The 17741-nt window shown below is 59.5% G+C and carries 18 protein-coding genes; 7 read left to right on the top strand and 11 right to left on the bottom strand.

Annotated features, from left to right (window positions below; all coding sequences use genetic code 11):
- The coding region (locus M3O22_03975) for a divergent polysaccharide deacetylase family protein (protein ID MDP9195916.1) at positions 1-1054 on the top strand (1054 nt) is incomplete at its 5' end.
- Here M3O22_03975 and M3O22_03970 read toward each other — a convergent pair.
- A complete protein-coding gene (locus M3O22_03970) occupies positions 1035-1394 on the bottom strand; it encodes a hypothetical protein (GenBank protein ID MDP9195915.1) in 360 nt (119 codons plus the stop codon). The two genes, M3O22_03975 and M3O22_03970, sit on opposite strands and share 20 nt — an antisense overlap.
- Between M3O22_03970 and M3O22_03965 the strand changes: the two genes are divergently transcribed.
- Both M3O22_03965 and M3O22_03960 read left to right on the top strand, forming a co-directional pair.
- Positions 1393-2379 carry an RluA family pseudouridine synthase gene (locus M3O22_03965; protein MDP9195914.1) on the top strand — a complete coding sequence of 329 codons (987 nt, stop codon included), beginning with the start codon at positions 1393-1395 and terminating at the stop codon, positions 2377-2379. The genes M3O22_03970 and M3O22_03965 overlap by 2 nt on opposite strands.
- Before the next feature lie 190 nt (positions 2380-2569).
- Positions 2570-4231: a hypothetical protein gene (locus M3O22_03960; protein ID MDP9195913.1), complete on the top strand. Its 1662-nt coding sequence runs from the start codon at positions 2570-2572 to the stop codon at positions 4229-4231.
- A 147-nt stretch (positions 4232-4378) separates the two neighbouring features.
- Here the strand turns inward: M3O22_03960 and M3O22_03955 are convergent, their stop codons facing one another.
- The 6 genes from M3O22_03955 to M3O22_03930 form a co-directional block, all read right to left on the bottom strand.
- Positions 4379-4798: a hypothetical protein gene (locus M3O22_03955; GenBank protein ID MDP9195912.1), complete on the bottom strand. Its 420-nt coding sequence runs from the start codon at positions 4796-4798 to the stop codon at positions 4379-4381.
- A 258-nt stretch (positions 4799-5056) separates the two neighbouring features.
- The gene (locus tag M3O22_03950) at positions 5057-5842 is read right to left on the bottom strand and encodes a succinate dehydrogenase iron-sulfur subunit (GenBank protein ID MDP9195911.1); all 786 of its coding nucleotides are present in this window, start codon (positions 5840-5842) and stop codon (positions 5057-5059) included.
- A gap of 3 nt (positions 5843-5845) precedes the next feature.
- On the bottom strand, positions 5846-7240 hold the full coding sequence (gene creD, locus M3O22_03945; GenBank protein ID MDP9195910.1) for a cell envelope integrity protein CreD: 1395 nt from the start codon (positions 7238-7240) through the stop codon (positions 5846-5848).
- A gap of 77 nt (positions 7241-7317) precedes the next feature.
- Complete coding sequence (locus M3O22_03940; protein MDP9195909.1) at positions 7318-8121, bottom strand: hypothetical protein; 804 nt, start codon at positions 8119-8121, stop codon at positions 7318-7320.
- 97 nt (positions 8122-8218) lie between these two features.
- On the bottom strand, positions 8219-8581 hold the full coding sequence (locus tag M3O22_03935) for a hypothetical protein (GenBank protein ID MDP9195908.1): 363 nt from the start codon (positions 8579-8581) through the stop codon (positions 8219-8221).
- A 341-nt stretch (positions 8582-8922) separates the two neighbouring features.
- Positions 8923-9678, bottom strand: a complete 756-nt coding sequence (locus M3O22_03930; GenBank protein ID MDP9195907.1) for a 1-acyl-sn-glycerol-3-phosphate acyltransferase — start codon at positions 9676-9678, stop codon at positions 8923-8925.
- A 155-nt stretch (positions 9679-9833) separates the two neighbouring features.
- Between M3O22_03930 and M3O22_03925 the strand changes: the two genes are divergently transcribed.
- Together M3O22_03925 and M3O22_03920 are read left to right on the top strand one after the other, a co-directional pair.
- On the top strand, positions 9834-11084 hold the full coding sequence (locus M3O22_03925) for a hypothetical protein (GenBank protein ID MDP9195906.1): 1251 nt from the start codon (positions 9834-9836) through the stop codon (positions 11082-11084).
- A gap of 236 nt (positions 11085-11320) precedes the next feature.
- Positions 11321-11458, top strand: a complete 138-nt coding sequence (locus tag M3O22_03920; GenBank protein MDP9195905.1) for a hypothetical protein — start codon at positions 11321-11323, stop codon at positions 11456-11458.
- Here M3O22_03920 and M3O22_03915 read toward each other — a convergent pair.
- From M3O22_03915 to M3O22_03900, 4 genes are all read right to left on the bottom strand, one after another.
- Positions 11419-11913 carry a nucleoside 2-deoxyribosyltransferase domain-containing protein gene (locus M3O22_03915; GenBank protein ID MDP9195904.1) on the bottom strand — a complete coding sequence of 165 codons (495 nt, stop codon included), beginning with the start codon at positions 11911-11913 and terminating at the stop codon, positions 11419-11421. The genes M3O22_03920 and M3O22_03915 overlap by 40 nt on opposite strands.
- A gap of 22 nt (positions 11914-11935) precedes the next feature.
- Positions 11936-12319 carry a GcrA family cell cycle regulator gene (locus M3O22_03910; GenBank protein MDP9195903.1) on the bottom strand — a complete coding sequence of 128 codons (384 nt, stop codon included), beginning with the start codon at positions 12317-12319 and terminating at the stop codon, positions 11936-11938.
- A 137-nt stretch (positions 12320-12456) separates the two neighbouring features.
- Complete coding sequence (rsmA, locus tag M3O22_03905; protein ID MDP9195902.1) at positions 12457-13326, bottom strand: 16S rRNA (adenine(1518)-N(6)/adenine(1519)-N(6))-dimethyltransferase RsmA; 870 nt, start codon at positions 13324-13326, stop codon at positions 12457-12459.
- Between the two features lie 143 nt (positions 13327-13469).
- Entirely contained in the window at positions 13470-14735 is a 1266-nt protein-coding gene (locus M3O22_03900) for a peptidylprolyl isomerase (protein ID MDP9195901.1), read from the bottom strand.
- Between the two features lie 170 nt (positions 14736-14905).
- On the opposite strand from M3O22_03900, the gene M3O22_03895 reads away from it, so the two are divergent.
- Both M3O22_03895 and M3O22_03890 read left to right on the top strand, forming a co-directional pair.
- Positions 14906-16570 carry a tail fiber domain-containing protein gene (locus M3O22_03895; protein MDP9195900.1) on the top strand — a complete coding sequence of 555 codons (1665 nt, stop codon included), beginning with the start codon at positions 14906-14908 and terminating at the stop codon, positions 16568-16570.
- A 188-nt stretch (positions 16571-16758) separates the two neighbouring features.
- On the top strand, positions 16759-17442 hold the full coding sequence (locus tag M3O22_03890; protein MDP9195899.1) for a hypothetical protein: 684 nt from the start codon (positions 16759-16761) through the stop codon (positions 17440-17442).
- Positions 17443-17741 lie beyond the last annotated feature (299 nt).

Below are 17741 nucleotides of genomic sequence, written 5' to 3'. Positions count from 1 at the left end.
CCTGTGCGCAGCTCTGGCTGTGCTGTGGCCGCAAAAGCCGCAGGTACAGCCTGTTATGCCGGCGGTTGTCCGGGGGCCTGTGCGGCAGGTTGATATCCAGGCAGCGCCGCCGCCGCTGGTAACTGCCTGGGTGCACCAGGCGCCGGGGCCTGGAATGTCCCGGCCGACGCAGCCGCTGGAAGAGCTGATCCGTCCCCTGATTGCGGCGCAGATGGAAAAAATCCTGCCCCGGCCGGAAGCGCCGCGGCTGACTCCCGCATCCTTTCCCGCCCTGCCGGATCGCCGGACATGGACAGGGGGAGAGCCGGCGTGGATCCGCAACGCCCTGGATGTGGCGCCTTCAGCAGATCCCATGATCGTGCTGATCATTGACGATCTGGGCGTGGACCGGAAGCGCACCCGGCGCACCCTGGCGCTGCCCGGTCCCCTGACCCTGGCATTCCTGCCCTATGGCCATAATCTGCCGGAGGTGACGGCCGAGGCGCGCCGCCGCGGGCACGAGCTGATGGTCCATGTGCCCATGGAGCCGGAAAGCGCCAGCGAGGATCCGGGACCCGGGGCGCTGCTCACCTCCCTGTCCGACGTCGCGGTGCTGCAGCGGCTGGACCAGGCGCTGGCGGCCTTCGACGGGTATGTGGGATTCAACAACCATATGGGAAGCCGCTTTACGGCCAACCGCCGCCTGATGGGCCTGGTGACGGCCGAGGCGCGCCGTCGCGGACTGCTGTTCGTGGATTCCCGCACGACATCCCGCGCGGCCTCACGGCTGGTCAGCTTCAGCCCTGACATGCCCGTTCTCGACCGGGATGTCTTTATTGACCATGAAATCTCGCCGGCCTTTGTGGCCCGGCAGCTGCAGACCCTGGAGCAGCTGGCCCGGCGCAAGGGGTTTGCCGTGGGCATCGGGCATCCGCACGACGTGACCCTGGCGGCGCTGTCCGCCTGGCTGCCCGGACTGGAAGGGAAGGGGATCCGCCTGGTGCCGGTCAGCACGGTGGCAAAGGCGCAGATGCAGACGCCCCGTCCGGGAGTTATTACGGCTGGCGTTCCGTGAACCTGTCCGGCCCAGGTTTTACAACCGCCAGGATCTTTCCGTCAGCGGCATCCAGCAGATACAGGGCATCCTCTCCGGCCGGAGTGGTGGCGCGGACCACAATGCGCCCGCCGGACAGGGCGGGTTCTCCCAGCCTTGTTCCGGCGGGAAGGTCCAGGGCAATGGCGGCCGGGGCCTGAAGCGCGCCCAGGGTCGGGGAGGCCGCAGGGGCCGAGGGGCGGCTGGTGCGCCGGTACAGCTCGACCCCGATGACCACAAGGCTGGCCACGATCAGGAGTCCGCAGGCAATATTGAAAATCTTGACTGCGCGGAGCAGTTTCGGGTTCATAATGGCCTCCATGTCATCAGAAGACTCCCTTGATCCTGGCACGGTCTCCCGCGGTGTTCTCACCCTGGACCAGGCCGGACAGCGTCTGGACAGGGTTCTTGCGGATCTTGTCCCGGATCTGTCCCGTTCCCGCCTGAAAACGCTGATAGAAAAAGGCCATGTCCGTCTGGACGGACAGACCATAGTGGATGCGTCGTACCGGGTCAAACAGGACCAGGTGTTCGAGGTCACTGTGCCCCCGCCCGAAGCCGCAGTTCCGCAGGCCCAGGATATCCCCCTGAAGATTGTGTACGAGGATGAGCACCTGCTGGTGATCGACAAGCCCCCGGGGCTGGTTGTCCATCCGGCCGCAGGGAATGCGGACAGCACGCTGGTCAACGCCTTGCTGCACCACTGCGGGGACAGCCTGTCCGGCATCGGCGGGGTGAAAAGGCCCGGGATCGTTCACCGCCTGGACAAGGACACCAGCGGCCTGATGGTGGTGGCCAAGACCGACGCGGCGCACCAGGCCCTGTCCGGCCAGTTCGGCGGCCGGACCATCAGCCGCACCTATCATGCGCTGGTCCAGGGCATTCCTGCGCCGGCCAGCGGCAGGATCGAGGGGGCTATCGGCCGCCACCCGGTCCACCGGAAAAAGATGGCGGTGGTGAACCACGGCGGCAAACCGGCCGCGACGCTGTACCGGACCCTGCGGGTTTTCGGGAGGGCTTTTTCCCTGGTGGAATGCACGCTGCTGACGGGCCGGACGCACCAGATCCGCGTCCACATGACCTCCATCGGCCATCCCCTGGCAGGGGATCCGCTGTACGGGCGCATTTCAGAGACCGGAATGAAGGGCTGGCCTGTCACAGTGCAGAAAGCTGTGATGGATTTCCCCCGCCAGGCCCTGCACGCCGTGGCCCTTAAGTTCGAACACCCCGCGACCGGCGAAACGCTCCAGTTCACCAGTCCGTACCCGGACGATCTGCGGGACCTGCTGGGGTTGCTGGAGGAGTAGGAATTACCTTGTCCTGCGAAAATCCTCTATCCTTCGACAGGCTCAGGATGAGGATTTTCGGGGTTTCGTGAGCCCTCACCCTGAGCCTGTCGAAGGGGGGGGTGACATCTTCTGCGGGAGAGGGGGTGCAGGGCTTTTACTTGCATATCCCGGTGCTATGCCTGTTGTGATTCAACAGAGGACCCGCGCCATGACTGAAGCCCTTTTGTCCCCTGAAGAAGCCTGTGCGGCGCTGGACGCCGGCACACTCAGCCCCCGGGAGGTTCTGCGCCGGCTGAATCCCGCCAGACTGTCACCAGATGCACCTGTGCAGGAATCAGGAACACCCCTGGAGGCCTGGCCGGACGTATTCGGCGCATTTGTCGGTATGCCGTGTGCGGGTTATCTGGCCTTTACACAGGAACAAGTGGATGCCTTGGTGGCAGAAGGAAAGCCGGCCATTCTGGTCAGGCATGATAACGCATCATATCGTATTCCACTGGATAGCAGGATTAAAGGCGTTATCATCCCGGGGCAGAGGCTGTCCCATGCCCGTCATGAACTTGCCGGTCTGGGCATGACAGGGGTAACGGCCCAGTATGAAGGTTTTGAAGCCTGGACAGGTCCAGAAGCCGGAGGAACCCTGTTTGCCGGGGCAGTCGACAGGGCAAAACGGAATACAGCCAATCGTTATTCGAAAATCCATGTTCTGGGCCGTGCCGGTGATCCTGTCACCCTATGGCCGCCCCGTATCTACAAGGGAATTCTGGATACGGGCTCGGTACAGCGGCGGCAGGAAAGCGTTGCCCGCCTGTCACGTGTGGCAGTGGAAACCAGAACCGCACGAAAAGTGCCGAAAATCCTGGTCAATATTGACCATGCTGCCCAGGCGGTTATTGCAGGAAAATCAGATGGAATGGGGCTTGTACGTACAGAGGGTATTCTGGTGAAGGACTGCCCATGGGAGGATCTTCTGGAAATTCTCTCTGCCAAAGAATGCGGTCACCACTGGAGTATGATTATCAGCAAGTGGTTTTCCCGGATCGGTCCATGGTTTTCCCGAAGCTGCACGGAAATCCTGAGGGCCAGCGGGAATCTCCCGGTCACGGTTCGCCTTCTGGATCTGGGGTTACCGGAAATTCTGTCGGCGGAACAGCTGCAGCAGTTCAGGGCTGCTTTCAGCCTGAAAGACGGCCAGTTGTGGGGTGTGCAGCTGGCCATGGCGCTGGAATCTGCCCTCAATATCTATGAATTGCAGCTGGACAGACTTTTCAGGGCTGTCCAAAACAAAAACACCGGTTTCAGCGGTCCGCTGCACATCATGGTGCCCACGGTCTGCACGGTGGAGGAGCTGGCCTGGGCGCGGGATCTGACCCGGGAAGTGGCGGAAAAACACGGGATGCAGGACCTGTATGGCTTTCGCAGCATGGTGGAGACCGTGGCGGCCTCGGAGCCTGTCGTGGTCCGCGAAATTGCCCGGATGTGCAAGGGCATCAGCATTGGTGGCAATGACCTGACGTTCGAGGTTCTGAAGCTGTCCCGGTATGACCGCACGGCGCTGGAAGCATGGAAGGCGGCCAACGGCGGCGTGGACCCCGAGGTGGAGCTGGTGCCGGAAGTGCGGAAGCGCATCCGGCAGATCGTGGCAGAGGCCAGATATGCCAATCCGGAAATCGAGATCAGTTTCTGCGGTCACCAGGCTACGAACCCTGAGGCTGTGGAGTTTCTGTGCAGCCTGGGGATCGACAGCCTGTCCGTCCCGTCCACGGAATACCACGTGCACGTGGCGCGCATTGCGGCGACCCGGGCTGTGTTACTGCAGGAACAGGAAGCGGTTCCAGTTCCCGCCGGGCAGCAACCGCGGGCCGGGTGATAGAAAACCCATTGTTGTCATCCCGACCGGGCAGAGCGAGTGGAGGGCTCTCTTTCTGAAGAGAGATCGCCGGATCAGGTCCGGGGCAGGCTCTTCGGCTGCGCATTCTTTCAGGATGCTTTGCTCAGGATGACATGTGGGAGTGGTTTATGCTTTGGCATGGGGAGCTGGAGCTGGGCCTACATGGGTTTTGATGTGGGCTTCCCGGGGTGTGGCAAGTTTTCTGGCATCACCCCCGGAGATGAGCTTGCTTTTCTTAAGCTCATCGATGGCAATGCGAACATGCTCACGGACATGCTCTGTTCCGGAAATATCAAAAGAAACCCGGGAGGAAGTTCCCCTGGGGGATTTATTTTCCAGGGGAATACCCTTGTCTGTCAGTACTCGCTGCACCGCACCCATGGAGTATGCAGAACCACTGAATTTCAGGCTGCCATTTTCCAGCTTTGTTACTTCCACAGGGGGAAGGGTAACGGTCAGTATGGCGCCCCCCTCAACAGGCATTCCTGATCTTACGGTGCCCGATTTGTGCAGGGCCTGCACAGCTCTTGGCTCATCAGGGGACATGATTGAGACACCTCCCCCGATTTTATCGGGAAGGCGGAAACATGGTATGTCCTCAGCATGTAACCCTGCGGTGACCGCACCGATATGTGCAGCAGGGCCTGTTATTCTCAGGGTCCCGGCTTCCGAACGTGCTGTCTGTATTTTCCCCGGATTCAGCTGTATTTTCATCACAGTCTCCGCGCTGCTGTTTCTGGAACCCGTTCCGGGGTCTGCCACAACATGGTAGGAGAACTGTCTTAAGGGAAGATTAAGGGCAGTTTATCCCGCCTGGCGGGTGACCATCAGTTTCTTGATTTCCGCGATGGCCTTTGCGGGGTTCAGGCCCTTGGGGCATGTGCGGGTGCAGTTCATGATGGTGTGGCAGCGGTACAGGCGGAAGGGGTCTTCCAGATCATCCAGACGCTCCCCTGTCGCCTCGTCCCGGCTGTCGGCAATCCAGCGGTAGGCCTGCAGCAGCACGGCCGGCCCCAGATACTTGTCCCCGTTCCACCAGTAGCTGGGGCACGAGGTCGAGCAGCAGAAGCACAGGATGCATTCATACAAGCCATCCAGCTTTTCCCGCTCCTGCGGGCTTTGGAGCCTCTCGCGCGAGGGGGCGGGGGATTCCGACTGCAGCCAGGGCCTGATGGACGCATACTGGGCATAGATCTGGTTCAGATCGGGTACCAGGTCCTTCACCACCTTCATGTGGGGCAGGGGATAGATGCGCACATCCCCCTTCACGTCGTCCATGTGTTTGAGGCAGGCCAGCGTGTTCTCGCCGTCAATGTTCATGGAACAGGAGCCGCAGATCCCCTCGCGGCACGAGCGGCGGAAGGTCAGGGTGGAATCCACATCGTTCTTGATGTGGATCAGGGCGTCCAGCACCATGGGACCGCATTTGTCCAGGTCAATTGTATAGGTATCGATCCTGGGTTTTTTCCCGTCGTCCGGGCTCCAGCGGTAGATCCGGAAGTTCCGGGTGCGTTTCGCCTCCGGCCCCACCGCGCTGATCTGGCGGCCCGGTTCGATCCTGCTGTTTTCGGGAAGATTGATCTGGACCATCGGCTACCTCAGGGCAGGTTTCTCCGGCGCGTCATCGAACCAGTCGATGCGCCGGGTCAGATACATGGTGGCGGCCAGCGCAACGAACAGCAGGCCCGAGCCCATCAGCAGGGCATAGTCTTCCTGCTTCAGGATCAGATAGAACAGGGTGTACAGGGCCACCAGCAGGAACAGCAGGACGCCCGCCCGGCGCCGCTGGCCCAGCACGCTGATGGCGTACAGGGTCACCATGGCCGTGATGCCGGAAGCCGCAGCCAGATACGACAGGCCGAAGGCAAAGTGCTCGGACAGGGACAGCAGCATCAGATAGAAAAGGCAGACGGCCAGCCCCACCAGGGTGTACTGGGTCCAGTGCAGGCGCAGGCGGGAGACCACCTCGAACAGGAACAGGACCAGCAGGGTCAGACCCACGAACAGGATCCCGTACTTGAGGGAGCGGACCACGGAGTCATAGCTGTCCACCCCGGCCCACAGCCGCAGGCCGACGACCTGTCCCAGCCAGGCTGAATCCTTGCCGATGCTGTAGCGGGAGTCGGGAAAATTCTCGAAAATGCTGCTTCCCTCATCGGCGGTCCAGGCGACGGCAGAACCGTGCGCCACGGAGGGAATGAACCATGTAGCCCGGCTTCCCTTTTCACCTGTTTCAAGGGACAGGGGCAGGAACTGGCCCACGGCGCTGACGCTGGACCAGGGGGTGGACAGGGTCATGCCCATTTTCCGGCCCACGGGCTGGAAGTACAGGGCCTCGCTGCCCCGCAGCTTCAGGCGCAGGGAGAACTCCTGGGGTTTGCCCTCAAAACCTCCCCGGGTCTGGATGTGAACTCCCTTTGAATTGTAGTTGCTCATCCGGTGCAGGCCCGGCGCCATGGTTTCCGGTTTTCCGCCGTTCAGGGCAAGGGTCGGCGATTCCGTCAGCCCGACGGTGTCCGCGATGGGGAGGACAATAAAAGCCTCGTCCCAGCGCACATCCTTTTCCCGGATGCCGCTGGATGAGAGATCGGGAGGGGTGAAGCGGCCTTTTATGGAAATGTCGGCTGTGTACACCAGGGCCTCATAGATGCCCAGGGGACGCTTTTCGGGAGCCAGTGCCGCATCAACAGACACCTCGTCCGGGGTCATCAGGATCATGCGGGTCTTCCAGGTCGTCCGGGGCTTGTTGTTCTGGTCCAGGCCCACCTCGGCCAGGGTATAGGGGATGGCCAGCGCCGGTCCGGCCAAGGTCTGGACGCCGCCCCAGCCGCGGGTGACGGACTGCAGGGCTTCTTCCTGCCGGCCGCTGCGTTCCCAGGCCAGCAGGCAAATGACAAACAGGACGATCCCCAGACAGGCCGATATGGCGATGATCTGCAGGAATTTCAGACCCATGCGGCGTTTGGGCAGGGAGGCAGGCTGGGACATTTCCGGAATCCTTCGGGACAGAATTGACTGTGCCGGTATTCTAGAACCCTGTCCGGAAAAATCCAGTGGGGTTTTTCCTATGCTGCAGGACGTCTTGGGCGGCGAGTCCCGGTTGGGCGGGGAGTTCCGGATTTCCGTTTGCCCCTGTGGCCGGGTGGTATTTCCGGCTCGATGTGGGGAATATCCAGCTTGCCCTGGACGGGGCGCGGCTCCAGCCCAGCTGCAGAGAAAACCCTGTTGATCCGATGGGCATGAGTACCGGGAGAAAATCTGTCATTGGGAGAGGCAGAGCCTGAGATGGAAATGATTCCACCGGATATTTCTGCCGCAAGCCCACAGTTCTTCAGCGTTCCCAGGACGGCGGCCGGGATTTTCGGGTCTGTATGCCGGCTGAGGTCAAGTCTGAGCTCGAACAGACTGGAATTCTGTCCTGTGCCTTCAGTTGCTGCGAGACCCGTTATGGTCCATCCTTTTTCAAGGCCCAGGAGGCCCAGCATCATGGCCCACAGCGTGTCCAGATCATCCCGGGGGGATAGCTGTGGCTTGTCTGTTCCCAGCCAAAGGTGATCCGATCCAGCAGCAGGTCTTGGAGACGTGCCCAGCAAAGCCAGGGCTTTGCGTTTCTTTTCCTCAGAATGCCTGCCCTGCATTTTGGGCGTGGCTGGGGTCATGCCATGGATCTTCAGAGCTGTGCGCAGATCCTCCACGGTTTCATCAGACATCGCAGCCGTTCTGGCACGCAATGACCATTTATCTATTTCCTCCGGTCTGTCCGCTTCCTCTGGCCCATTCACTCCATCCGCTTCCAGATCCCAGCGTGTGCCCAGAATTCTCAGAACTGAATCAGAAACTTCGTCCCAGGCCCGGAAATTATACAGCATGAATACCTCCTCGATATCTTCAGGAGGCAAGAATAAGGGCTGAAAATAGTTTCAGGAAGAGCCTGACAGTGCCGTCACGGGATGCATGAGGCAGTGTTCAGGCACCAGGCACTCTGGGAGGTACTGGATGGGCGGCGAAGTCGATACTGATCCCCAGGGGCCCAAAAACCTTTTTGATGGCATCGGACGATTCACTTTCCAGGGTTCTGGTTGCCGGTCGATGGTGCTCCAGAACGCCGCCTATCCGGATGATGCCGTCTTCTGCCCGGGAACGCAGATTGTACATGCGCAAGGCTCCGGTTACGGCACGGACAAGGAGAGGATTCCCGTATTGGCGGAGGTCAAGGCTCAGGACATAGTCCTGTTTGCCCCATGAACCTGCTGCCAGAAGACCCGTCCACGGACTTGTTGCTGCAAGAACATCCCTGGCCATGGAGTGGATCCTGTCGATATCATCCATTTTTTCCGGTTCAGGGATATCCGTAACCCCTGGCTTATCAGGTCTTGCCCTGGTCCCGTCGATCTTTACCTTGTATGCGGATTGTCCATACTGTGCGCTGGAATACGCGATTTTTTGGCTGCCCAGGGCTTTTTCAAGTGGTTCCAGTTTTGCAATTTGACTAAGGCCTGTTACGAGACCAGCGCCCATGAACCATTCGCGCCCGCTTCTGCTTTCCAGGTAGCAGAGAGGATGACGAGAATCTCATGCGGAATGCCACTCAGGGCAGTGTATTGTGTCATTGTAAATCTCCATAGGTTTTCCAGGGCATGATAAGAGTTATAAATAGTTGCAGAAAGAAATTATGACAACAACCTGTCCGAGGCGGTTTCCAGAGTGTCCTGGAGTTTTTTCACCAGTTCTTCCGCTGTCAGGCCGGGCGGCATGGGCGGCAGGAACTGTACCGTCACGGTCCCCGGCTGTTTGATAAAGCTGTGCCGGGGCCAGAACAGGCCGGAGTTGAGGGCCATGGGCACGACAGGCAGGCCCAGTTCCTGGTACAGAATGCCGATGCCGATTTTATAGGGCCTGTGATCCCCCGGCGCCACGCGTGTCCCCTGGGGGAAGATCACAATGGGCCGTCCCTCTGCCGCCACTTTTTTTGCCCCGCGGATCAGGGAGGGGATGGTCCGGCCCCTTTTGTTGCGGTGAACGGAGATCATCCCGGCCCTGGCGGCCAGCCAGCCCCACAGGGGGATCAGCATCAGCTCCCGCTTCAGCACAACAGCCGGGTCGCGCAGCAGCAGGTGCAACTTCATGGTTTCCCAGGCCGACTGATGCTTGGCGGCCAGCAGGAACGGCCCCTGCGGGATATGCTCAAGGCCGGAGACCGTATAGTCCAGCCGGATGATTTTGCGCTCCAGCCAGTCCAGCATGCGCTCGTAGGTCTCAATGCCCCATATGACGCAACGCCGGGGCAGGGGCAGGGTCAGGATCAGCAGGGCACAGCAGACGGTGGTCAGGCTGAAAAACGCAATGTTGAAGGCCAGCGAGCGCAGGAACAGGCCGGGGCCTGATGTGACAGCGGCAGGGCGGACTGTCTGCAGGGAAGTCTCCATGGCCGCTGGAGTTACCCCCTGCGGCAGGGTTCTGTCAATGTGTTCCGGAACCGGGTGGGAGCGTGGTAGCCGCAAGGAAAAATTTGCCCGGGAATTACTTTCATCGTAAATTGCCTGTGGAAGTTTATCAGGTCCGGACAGCAGGAGCACAGGACATGGCGGTATTCCAGAACGTATCAGGAAAGCTGAAAGCCCTTGCGCTGACAGCGGGTGTTGCCGTCGGGGCCGCGGCCTGTGGCGACGAAGGCCAGCAGCCGTACCAGGCCCCGCAGTCTGAAGAAAGGTTTCCATTCCAGCCGGGGTCTGTCCTCAACACGGAAGAACAGGTCCAGGACGTGGGCCAGATGTGGGGCGTCGTCAAGACGGACGTTTCGGCTGCCAATATGCCCGCTTCCCGCGATGACAAGGACAATTTCCTTAGGCCGGATATTCTGGAGCAGGCCGCCGCCGATCTGCATGCAGGCAGGACAGATACGCCAGCGGTGAACGCCGGTCTGGAGGTTATGCGGAAATTCGCTGTGCATGTGGTCAGGGATGATGTCTGGAGGAAAACGGGCCAGGAACCTTCTGATGTCGTGGTCACGGTTAATGCCGAAGAAATGTACAAGATGGTCAGGGTTTTCCGCCAGGGATTTGGATGCTATAAAATCTGGCATAACCAGCCCCTTTCATCTTGGGAATCGATTGTGGTGATTCATCCCGGGCTGCCCCAGACCCGGACACCGAACACGGGTGAGACGGTTCCCAACAATCTGCCCCAGGTTCTGGCCGATCATGCCGGAGTGCCGGACCAGCGCTGGTCCGCGCCCCACGATCCGGAAATCTACAAGACGCTTTTCAACGCCATGGGCGCCTGGACCTGTGACAAGCCGCCGCCCGTAACTTCTGTGGAAGTTCTGAAACGGGCGGCGCAGGCCCTGAACTTTGCGATCTCGCTCCGGGCCCAGGGCAAGGGAGGGATCGTGTTTCCCGCCCTGAACCACGATTCAGGAACGTCGTGGCTGGTCGATCTGACTCCCCTGGCTTCGGCATCCTATGCAGCCGGCGCCGGCAAAAACAGTCAGGTGTGGTCTGTTCTCGCTGCCCTGGACCTGATCCGTATGACCCGCTTCGCCCAGGCCGGACTGAATAATGATCAGATGAAGGATCTCGCCAGAGGCCTTCAGCCTCTGGGCCTGACGCCTGAACAGCAGGCAGCCATCAATCAGGTCAGGGACACTTTCAGTAGGGATAATGTGACGGATTCAGAATGGGGACATGCCCTGCTGTCCCTGACGATCCTTTCGGGCCAGACGCCGCCGGGGATCGAGGATCCGGTCTTTGCCTGGACCAGAAAGAACTATATTGCTCCCCGTATGAAAGTGGCAGAGAGGCATGGACTGCCAGAAGGTGTTCTGTCGCCATAATAAACCGCCGGTTCAGGCCCGAAGAAGAAAGCCGCATCTCCATCCGGGGGTGCGGTTTTTTCTTTTCTGTGTATTTCGTGAGGGGCTGGAATGATCCGGTGGGAGAGCTGGCGGTGCTTTAGGACATCACCTGATTGTTGCGTGGGCTGATTTCCTGTCCATGCTGTTGTCCCGTTGTACAGTTTCCGGACGGGGAGAACCAGGCTATGGACCAGATTCACAGTATTGTGACACTGATGAGTATATTTCTGCTGCTGTCCATGGTCCTGCTTCTGTGGAAGCAGGGGACCAGGATCATTCCGGTCATGGCGCTGGGAGAGGTTCTTCTGGTTCTTCACATGGGGCTGGCCGGGTGGCCGGGAGCTGTTCCCTGAGGTATGAAGTGCAGCCTGACCTTCTCCGCCAGGTTTTCCAGATTTTCACACACGGGAATACCGTATCGCTGGCAATATATATCCACGTTGGCCTTGCGCCAGAAGCCTGGCGGGCATAACACCGTGGCCTTGTGGCCAAACCGGCCCAGCTCCAGCAAGGAAACAGGCGACAGGGTTTTCGGGTCAAAACAGAAAATAGCAAGCGCTGCTTTTTCCAGGGCTGTCAGTTCCCAGGTCACCTGCGCATGGAAATGGGGGTTGTCAGCGCTGTTGACCCACGCCGGATCCCAGAATTTCCGGCGCGGATTCAGGATTGTGATATCAAGATCCCCCAGCCGGCAAATGAGTTCTGTTTGCCAGTCAGCCGCCTGGCCCATTTCAATGGAGCCACCCAGGAAGAGGGACCGGCTGCCAGCATCATGCAGGGGAGCGGGAGAGGTCAGTATGCGGGCCACGGGAAGCCTTTTCCGGCCGTTTTCAGGCTGCCCGGTTTTTGTCGTCCCTGCGGCGGGCGGGCTGATAGGCCATCTGGGCGTGTTCCCGGCAATAGGGAAGGCCGGGGTGGGAGGCCTTGCCGCAGAAATGGAAGCCGGCCTCGCGCGGGTCGCCTTCGGGCCATTTGCACATGCGGTCGTTCAGGGTCAGGATGGTGGCTCCGTTGCCTGCCGGGGCCTTCACAACAGGCTTTTCAGCCTTTGTCTTGCGGATGGGGGAGGGGCGGCCGGACAGTCCCAGGCGGTGGGCCTTGCCGATGACGGCGTTGCGGCTGACCTTTCCCAGGGTCCTGGCAATGTCACTGGCGCTGCATCCCCTGGCCCACAGGTCCCGCAGGGTCTTGATACGCTCTTCTGTCCAGCTCATGCCTTGTGTCTCCCCTTGATTTTCACTGTATATCAACCATCCCCACCATAGGGGACGGCGATGAAAGTAAATACCAGAATATGGATCGATTTTTGCCCTCGGGCGATCCCTGACAATGGGCCAGATCCGGACAGGAGTCAAACATCCCCGCCCGGTCCCTGAAAACACGTGGGTTCAGCATGATATGCCTTGGCCAGGCGCACAAAATCCTCCACCTCCAGGGTTTCTGCCCGGGCCTGCGGATCAATGCCGGCCGGCTGCAGGAAGGATTCCGTGTCGGGAATCAGGGACCGCAGGCTGGCGCGCAGCATCTTGCGCCGCTGGCCAAAGGCTGCGGCCACCAGACGCTCCATGATATCCCAGGACACAGCTTCATTCTGCGGCATATTCCGCGGGACCAGATGGACAATGGCTGAATCTACCTTCGGAGGTGGGGTAAAAGCCCGGGCTGGCACCTGGAACAGGATGCGGGGCACGGTGCGCCACTGGCTCATGACAGACAGGCGGCCGCGGGCCTTTGTGTGTGGCGGCGCGCAGATTCTCTCCGCCACTTCTTTCTGGACCATAATGGTCAGGCTGGCCCAGGCGTGGATGTTGCGCAGCCAGCCCACCAGCAGGGGCGTGGCCACATTATAGGGCAGGTTGGCCACAACCGCCCGCGGAGCCGGAGCAATGGCCTCGAAATTCACATCCAGCGCGTCGGCCTCAAGCAGTGTCAGGCGTCCGGCAGCGGCTGCAGACAGGTCGGCCAGGGCGCTGATGAAGCGGGAGTCGCGTTCAATGGCCACAACATGCCTGGCCTGCGTCTGCAAAAGGGCCCGGGTCAGGCCGCCCGGACCAGGGCCTACCTCGACCACCGTAACGCCTTCCAGTTCGCCGGCACCGCGGGCGATGCGGGCGGTCAGGTTCAGATCCAGCAGGAAATGCTGGCCGAGGGTCTTGCGGGCACCCAGGTCAAACCGGGCGATCACATCCCGCAAAGCAGGGAGTTGATCAATGGCGTCCATAACCCTGACTGCAGCGGTTGACTGCTGCGTCACTGCGGTGCGCGGATCCTCATGTACGTTTGTGTACACTCCGGTCCTGTGCTCCTCGTTCCTGGCATTCGACTCGCCGCAGCGGGTTCTGCGAGGGGGATGATCAGCGTCTGTCACGCGCGGATATCAATAAAGGCTGCCTGGCGCAGGTCCCGCAGAAGCCGGCGCTGAAGCATGGCCATCCGTTTGCCTGACAGGTCGTACGAGATCTGTTCGCGCGAGGGCAGGGCGACTTCCGGCGCGTTTTTTTCACAGATCATCATGATCAGGGCGCCTTCTTTATTGACCAGGGGCGGGGAGGGTTTCCCGGGTTCCAGCCCTGACAGGGCCTGGGCCATGACGGGGGGAAGCTGATCCAGGCGCACCTCTCCGGGGTCGCCGGACAGGGGATGGGGATAATTCGGGGCCTGGGCCAGCATATCATCACAGCTTTTGAGGATGGCTGTCAGATCCTCGACCTTTTTCTTCATGGCCCCTGTTTTGTCTCCAGCGCCGTCCACCAGGCTGAAAGGCAGGAACAGTTGCCGCAGTTTCAGGGTCGTCTGCGACGGATCCGCGCCCAGCACCACCCGCTGGTCCACGATCGCCAGGATATGATACCCACCGGCATCCCGGATGGGTTTGCTGATCATGCCTTTCTGGCCTGAAACCAGGAACCGGTCCAGTTCCTCTGAAAGCTGGCCGGGCTGGATCCAGCCCATGCTGCCCCCCGATGCTGCGCCCGAGGACTGGGAGAATTGGCGCGCCATGGCCGGAAAGCTGGCCCCCTGGCTGATCTGTTTCACCAGCCGGTCTGCCAGGAGCTGGACTTCCTCCTCCTGGTCCGGATTGTCCACGGGCAGCAGGATCTCGCTGACCAGGTATTCGGTCTTGCCCACATTGGCTTTCAGGCGCTCCAGCTCTGCGTCGATCTCGTTCTCGCCGATCTGGATGGCAGGACGCAGGCGGCGCTGGGCCACCTTGGCCCACGAGATATTGGCCCTGATCTGGGTCTTCATGGAGGAGACGGGAACGCCCTTGTGGTCCAGGAAAGCCTCCAGCTGGTCCGGCTCGATATTATTCTGTTTTGCGATCTGGGCCATGGCGCCCGCGATCTCCTCGTCCGAAACGGTGATTTTCAGGCGCGTGGCCTCCTGCATCTGCAGGGTTTCGTCAATCAGCGAGCGCAGTACCTGGGGCCCCAGTTTCTGCTGCACCTCAGGGGTATCGGGAAGACCTGTGTTGGCCATGGACAGGATCATGCGCCGCTGGACATCGCCCTGGGTGATGGCATCCTCGTTGACCACGGCCAGGATTTTCTCGGCGGCCTGTCCGGGACCTGCAGCGAAGGTCAGGCAGACGAGGGCCAGAAGGGCAGGGAGACGGAAAGAATTTTTCATGGCGGCAGGGCAGCACAGCGACATGGCAAAAATGTGGAGGAATATCCCCGGGGGGTTTTAATTTCCGGATTCCTGCTGCAATGTCCAGCATTCCATCCTGGTAAATTCTTCACCATTTCCTGTCCATAATCAAAGGATCCTGGTTCAGGGTCCGTCCGGAGGACTGACCGATGTACAGATTACGCAGACATTTATCATCCCGCCGCGGCTTTACGATGGTCGAGCTTGCCATCGGCCTCGCTGTACTTGGCGTTCTGTTTGCCGGCGTGTGGCGCCTGATAGGCGGCATGAACCAGCAGCTTCAGGACCAGGCTGTAGCCCGGCAGACCAAGGCCATTGCCGAGGCTGCGAACCGGTACTCGCAGGCCGAGCGGCCGCGAATCATCCAGCAGCTGGGCCCGAATCAGTGGCACATCATCGGGGTCATCAACGACACCTCGACCCCGATGCCCGAGCTTCAGCCCGCGTTCCTCTCTGCCAATGTCACGGACAGGAACCCTCTGGGCCAGCGGTATCAGGTACTGGTGCGCCATGACGGCACGAGCGTGGAGACCTTTGTGGCCTCTACGGGAGCGACGATCCCTGTGGACGATCTGCGCGCGGCGCGAATCGTGGGAATGACGGGGGCTGACTCGGGAACGATCTACAGCGACAATCCGGCAATAATCCGGGGGGCGTGGGGTGGCTGGACGCGTGACGTGGCTGATTTTGATGGCGTGATCCCCATGGCTGCGGGGGATATCATTACGGGGACGATGTTTGCGACGACGGATCTTGGGGCGCCGTTCCTGTACCGGGATGAGGTGGCGGGGAATCCCGAGTTCAACCGGATGAACACGAACATTGATATGAACCGCAGCAGGCTGAACAATGTGTCTGTGGTTCAGGGCCTCGATTCGGCGGGAGCGCGGAACCTGTCACTGCAGGGGCAGAATATCGTGCTTGAGCACCCTGACTTTGCCGGCACCATTCCTCCGGCCCCTCCCCCCCTGACGGCGGTCAACGTCCGGGGGATCATGGGGGTTGGGAGTGATTTCGGGGCGTGGACCAATGTGGGGATTAATGGTGAGCTGAGGGTGGGGTGTACGGATCCGTTTAATTGTCGGACCACCGACCCTTCTCCTGCCAGGGCGAGGATTGAGGCGGATGGGGATATTACGGGAAGAGTTCTGGATGTGACGACGACGATTAACAACCCGCATCAGCTGAGAGGGTATACCATCATGTCCGGAGAAAGCTCGATGCAGGGCAACAACGAGCTTCTGGGAAGAACTTTCGTATCAGGAAACCATCCCGGCTATCCGACCTTCCAGGTGACAGGCAAGACTGTCTTTCGGGCCAGTACCCCTTCCCATTCAGGCGTGGAGTTCCAGACAACGGCCAATTTCTATGACCGGGCCGATTTTCATGTTCGTGCTTATGGACGGGATGATGATGGCAGCTGGGGCAAGATTGATATTGAGAATCCAATTTCTGATATCCGCCTGAAAGATAATATCCGGCCTATCGACAACGCTCTGGAAAAACTGCTGAAAATCAGAGGAGTCTATTTTGACTGGAAAAATCCTTTGAGCGGTTGGCGGGCTGACCCAGAATTACCTGCTGATACAGGCGTTATTGCCCAAGAGGTTGAGGCTGTATTTCCCGAGCTGGTCAAGGCCAGGGAAGATGGCATGAAAATGGTCAACTATGAGCAGCTGATCGGGCCTGTTATTGAATCTGTCCGGGCACTGAAAGATCGTCAGGAAAGGGATATGGAAACCCTGAAAGCGGAAAATGATGCTTTGCGCAAACGGGTTGAGCAGCTTGAGAGAAAAATTCGCGAACGCGAGTAATTTTCTTCAGACAATGCTCTGAAAAACCCCGCTTGGCAGCGGGGTTTTTTATTGGCCACAATCCAGTCAAGGCACACAGGAAGCTATATTGACACTCCCCTGGATACAACCTATACACACCTTGATATACAACTCATAGTTGTATCAATCTTGTTGAAAATCCTGAAAAATTGAGGAGAATGGTGAGTATGAACAGTGAAGTTTTGTCAAAACTGAAAACAGCCCTTGTAACTGCAGCAACAGGAGCAATCCTGACGGCGTGTCCCGGACAGCCGGAAGAACCGGGTCCAGAGCCGGATGAAGAAGTTTCCATTTTTGAAAAGATAGACGTCTGTGTCAGGGAAAAAGTAAAACAGGCGCCTCGTCCTACCCTGTCAGGAGCCCTGCGCTTTCCTGAAATCATGGATGAATGCCCGGGAGGCAGGCTGCAGGGAGAACGGAATGGCGTGAAGTTTGATTTGTGTGGCGCCCGGGACAATTGGGGCCGGGTCGAAGGCGGCCCTGAAATCCAGGCAAGGTTCTCTCATTGCCAGGGCATAGCGGGTATTGACCTGCCGGTAGACAGCTTCTCTGTCTATCTTCCATCCGGGGTGGTCTATCTTCGCGATGGCAACCGTCATGGCCTGATCGACCTGAGAGAGGATATCTCCGACAAAGTTAACTTTACAGACCAGCGCAAAATCTCTGCCTGTGCATTCCAGATGGTTTTTGCTGCTTCTTACGAGAACCCTTGGGGACCGGAACCCCCGGGAGACGATCTCCTGCCCAATGGTTATCTGCTTACAGACCTGTATGACTGCCTGGGAGACAGCTTGCCTCCTGACAATCCTTCAGGGGACAAACTGCCCTTCGTCTGGCACAATATACCTTGAGATTTCCATAACGGAAAAAAACGATGCCAGGGGGACAGGTATTCCCTGTTCCCCTGGTTTTTTCTCTTCGTTACCCCGCATGAATTGAGGAATAATCGCACTGTTTCACCGGCTTTCTGGATAGGCTTTGTGTTTTCCGGTGTCATCTCCCGGGCGCAGTGAGGGAAGGAATGCACCTCATCAAAAAGGAGATCCTTCGCTGGCGCTCAGGATGACAGGAAGGAGGATTTATGCCGCTCAACCCGCCAACCGCTCCCGGATCTTTTCGGCGGGCTCCAGCGATGACACCGGCCCTATGG

The organism is Pseudomonadota bacterium (assembly GCA_030775045.1).
Lineage (GTDB): Bacteria > Pseudomonadota > Alphaproteobacteria > JALYJY01 > JALYJY01 > JALYJY01.
This window is presented reverse-complemented; position numbering and strand designations above follow the sequence as displayed.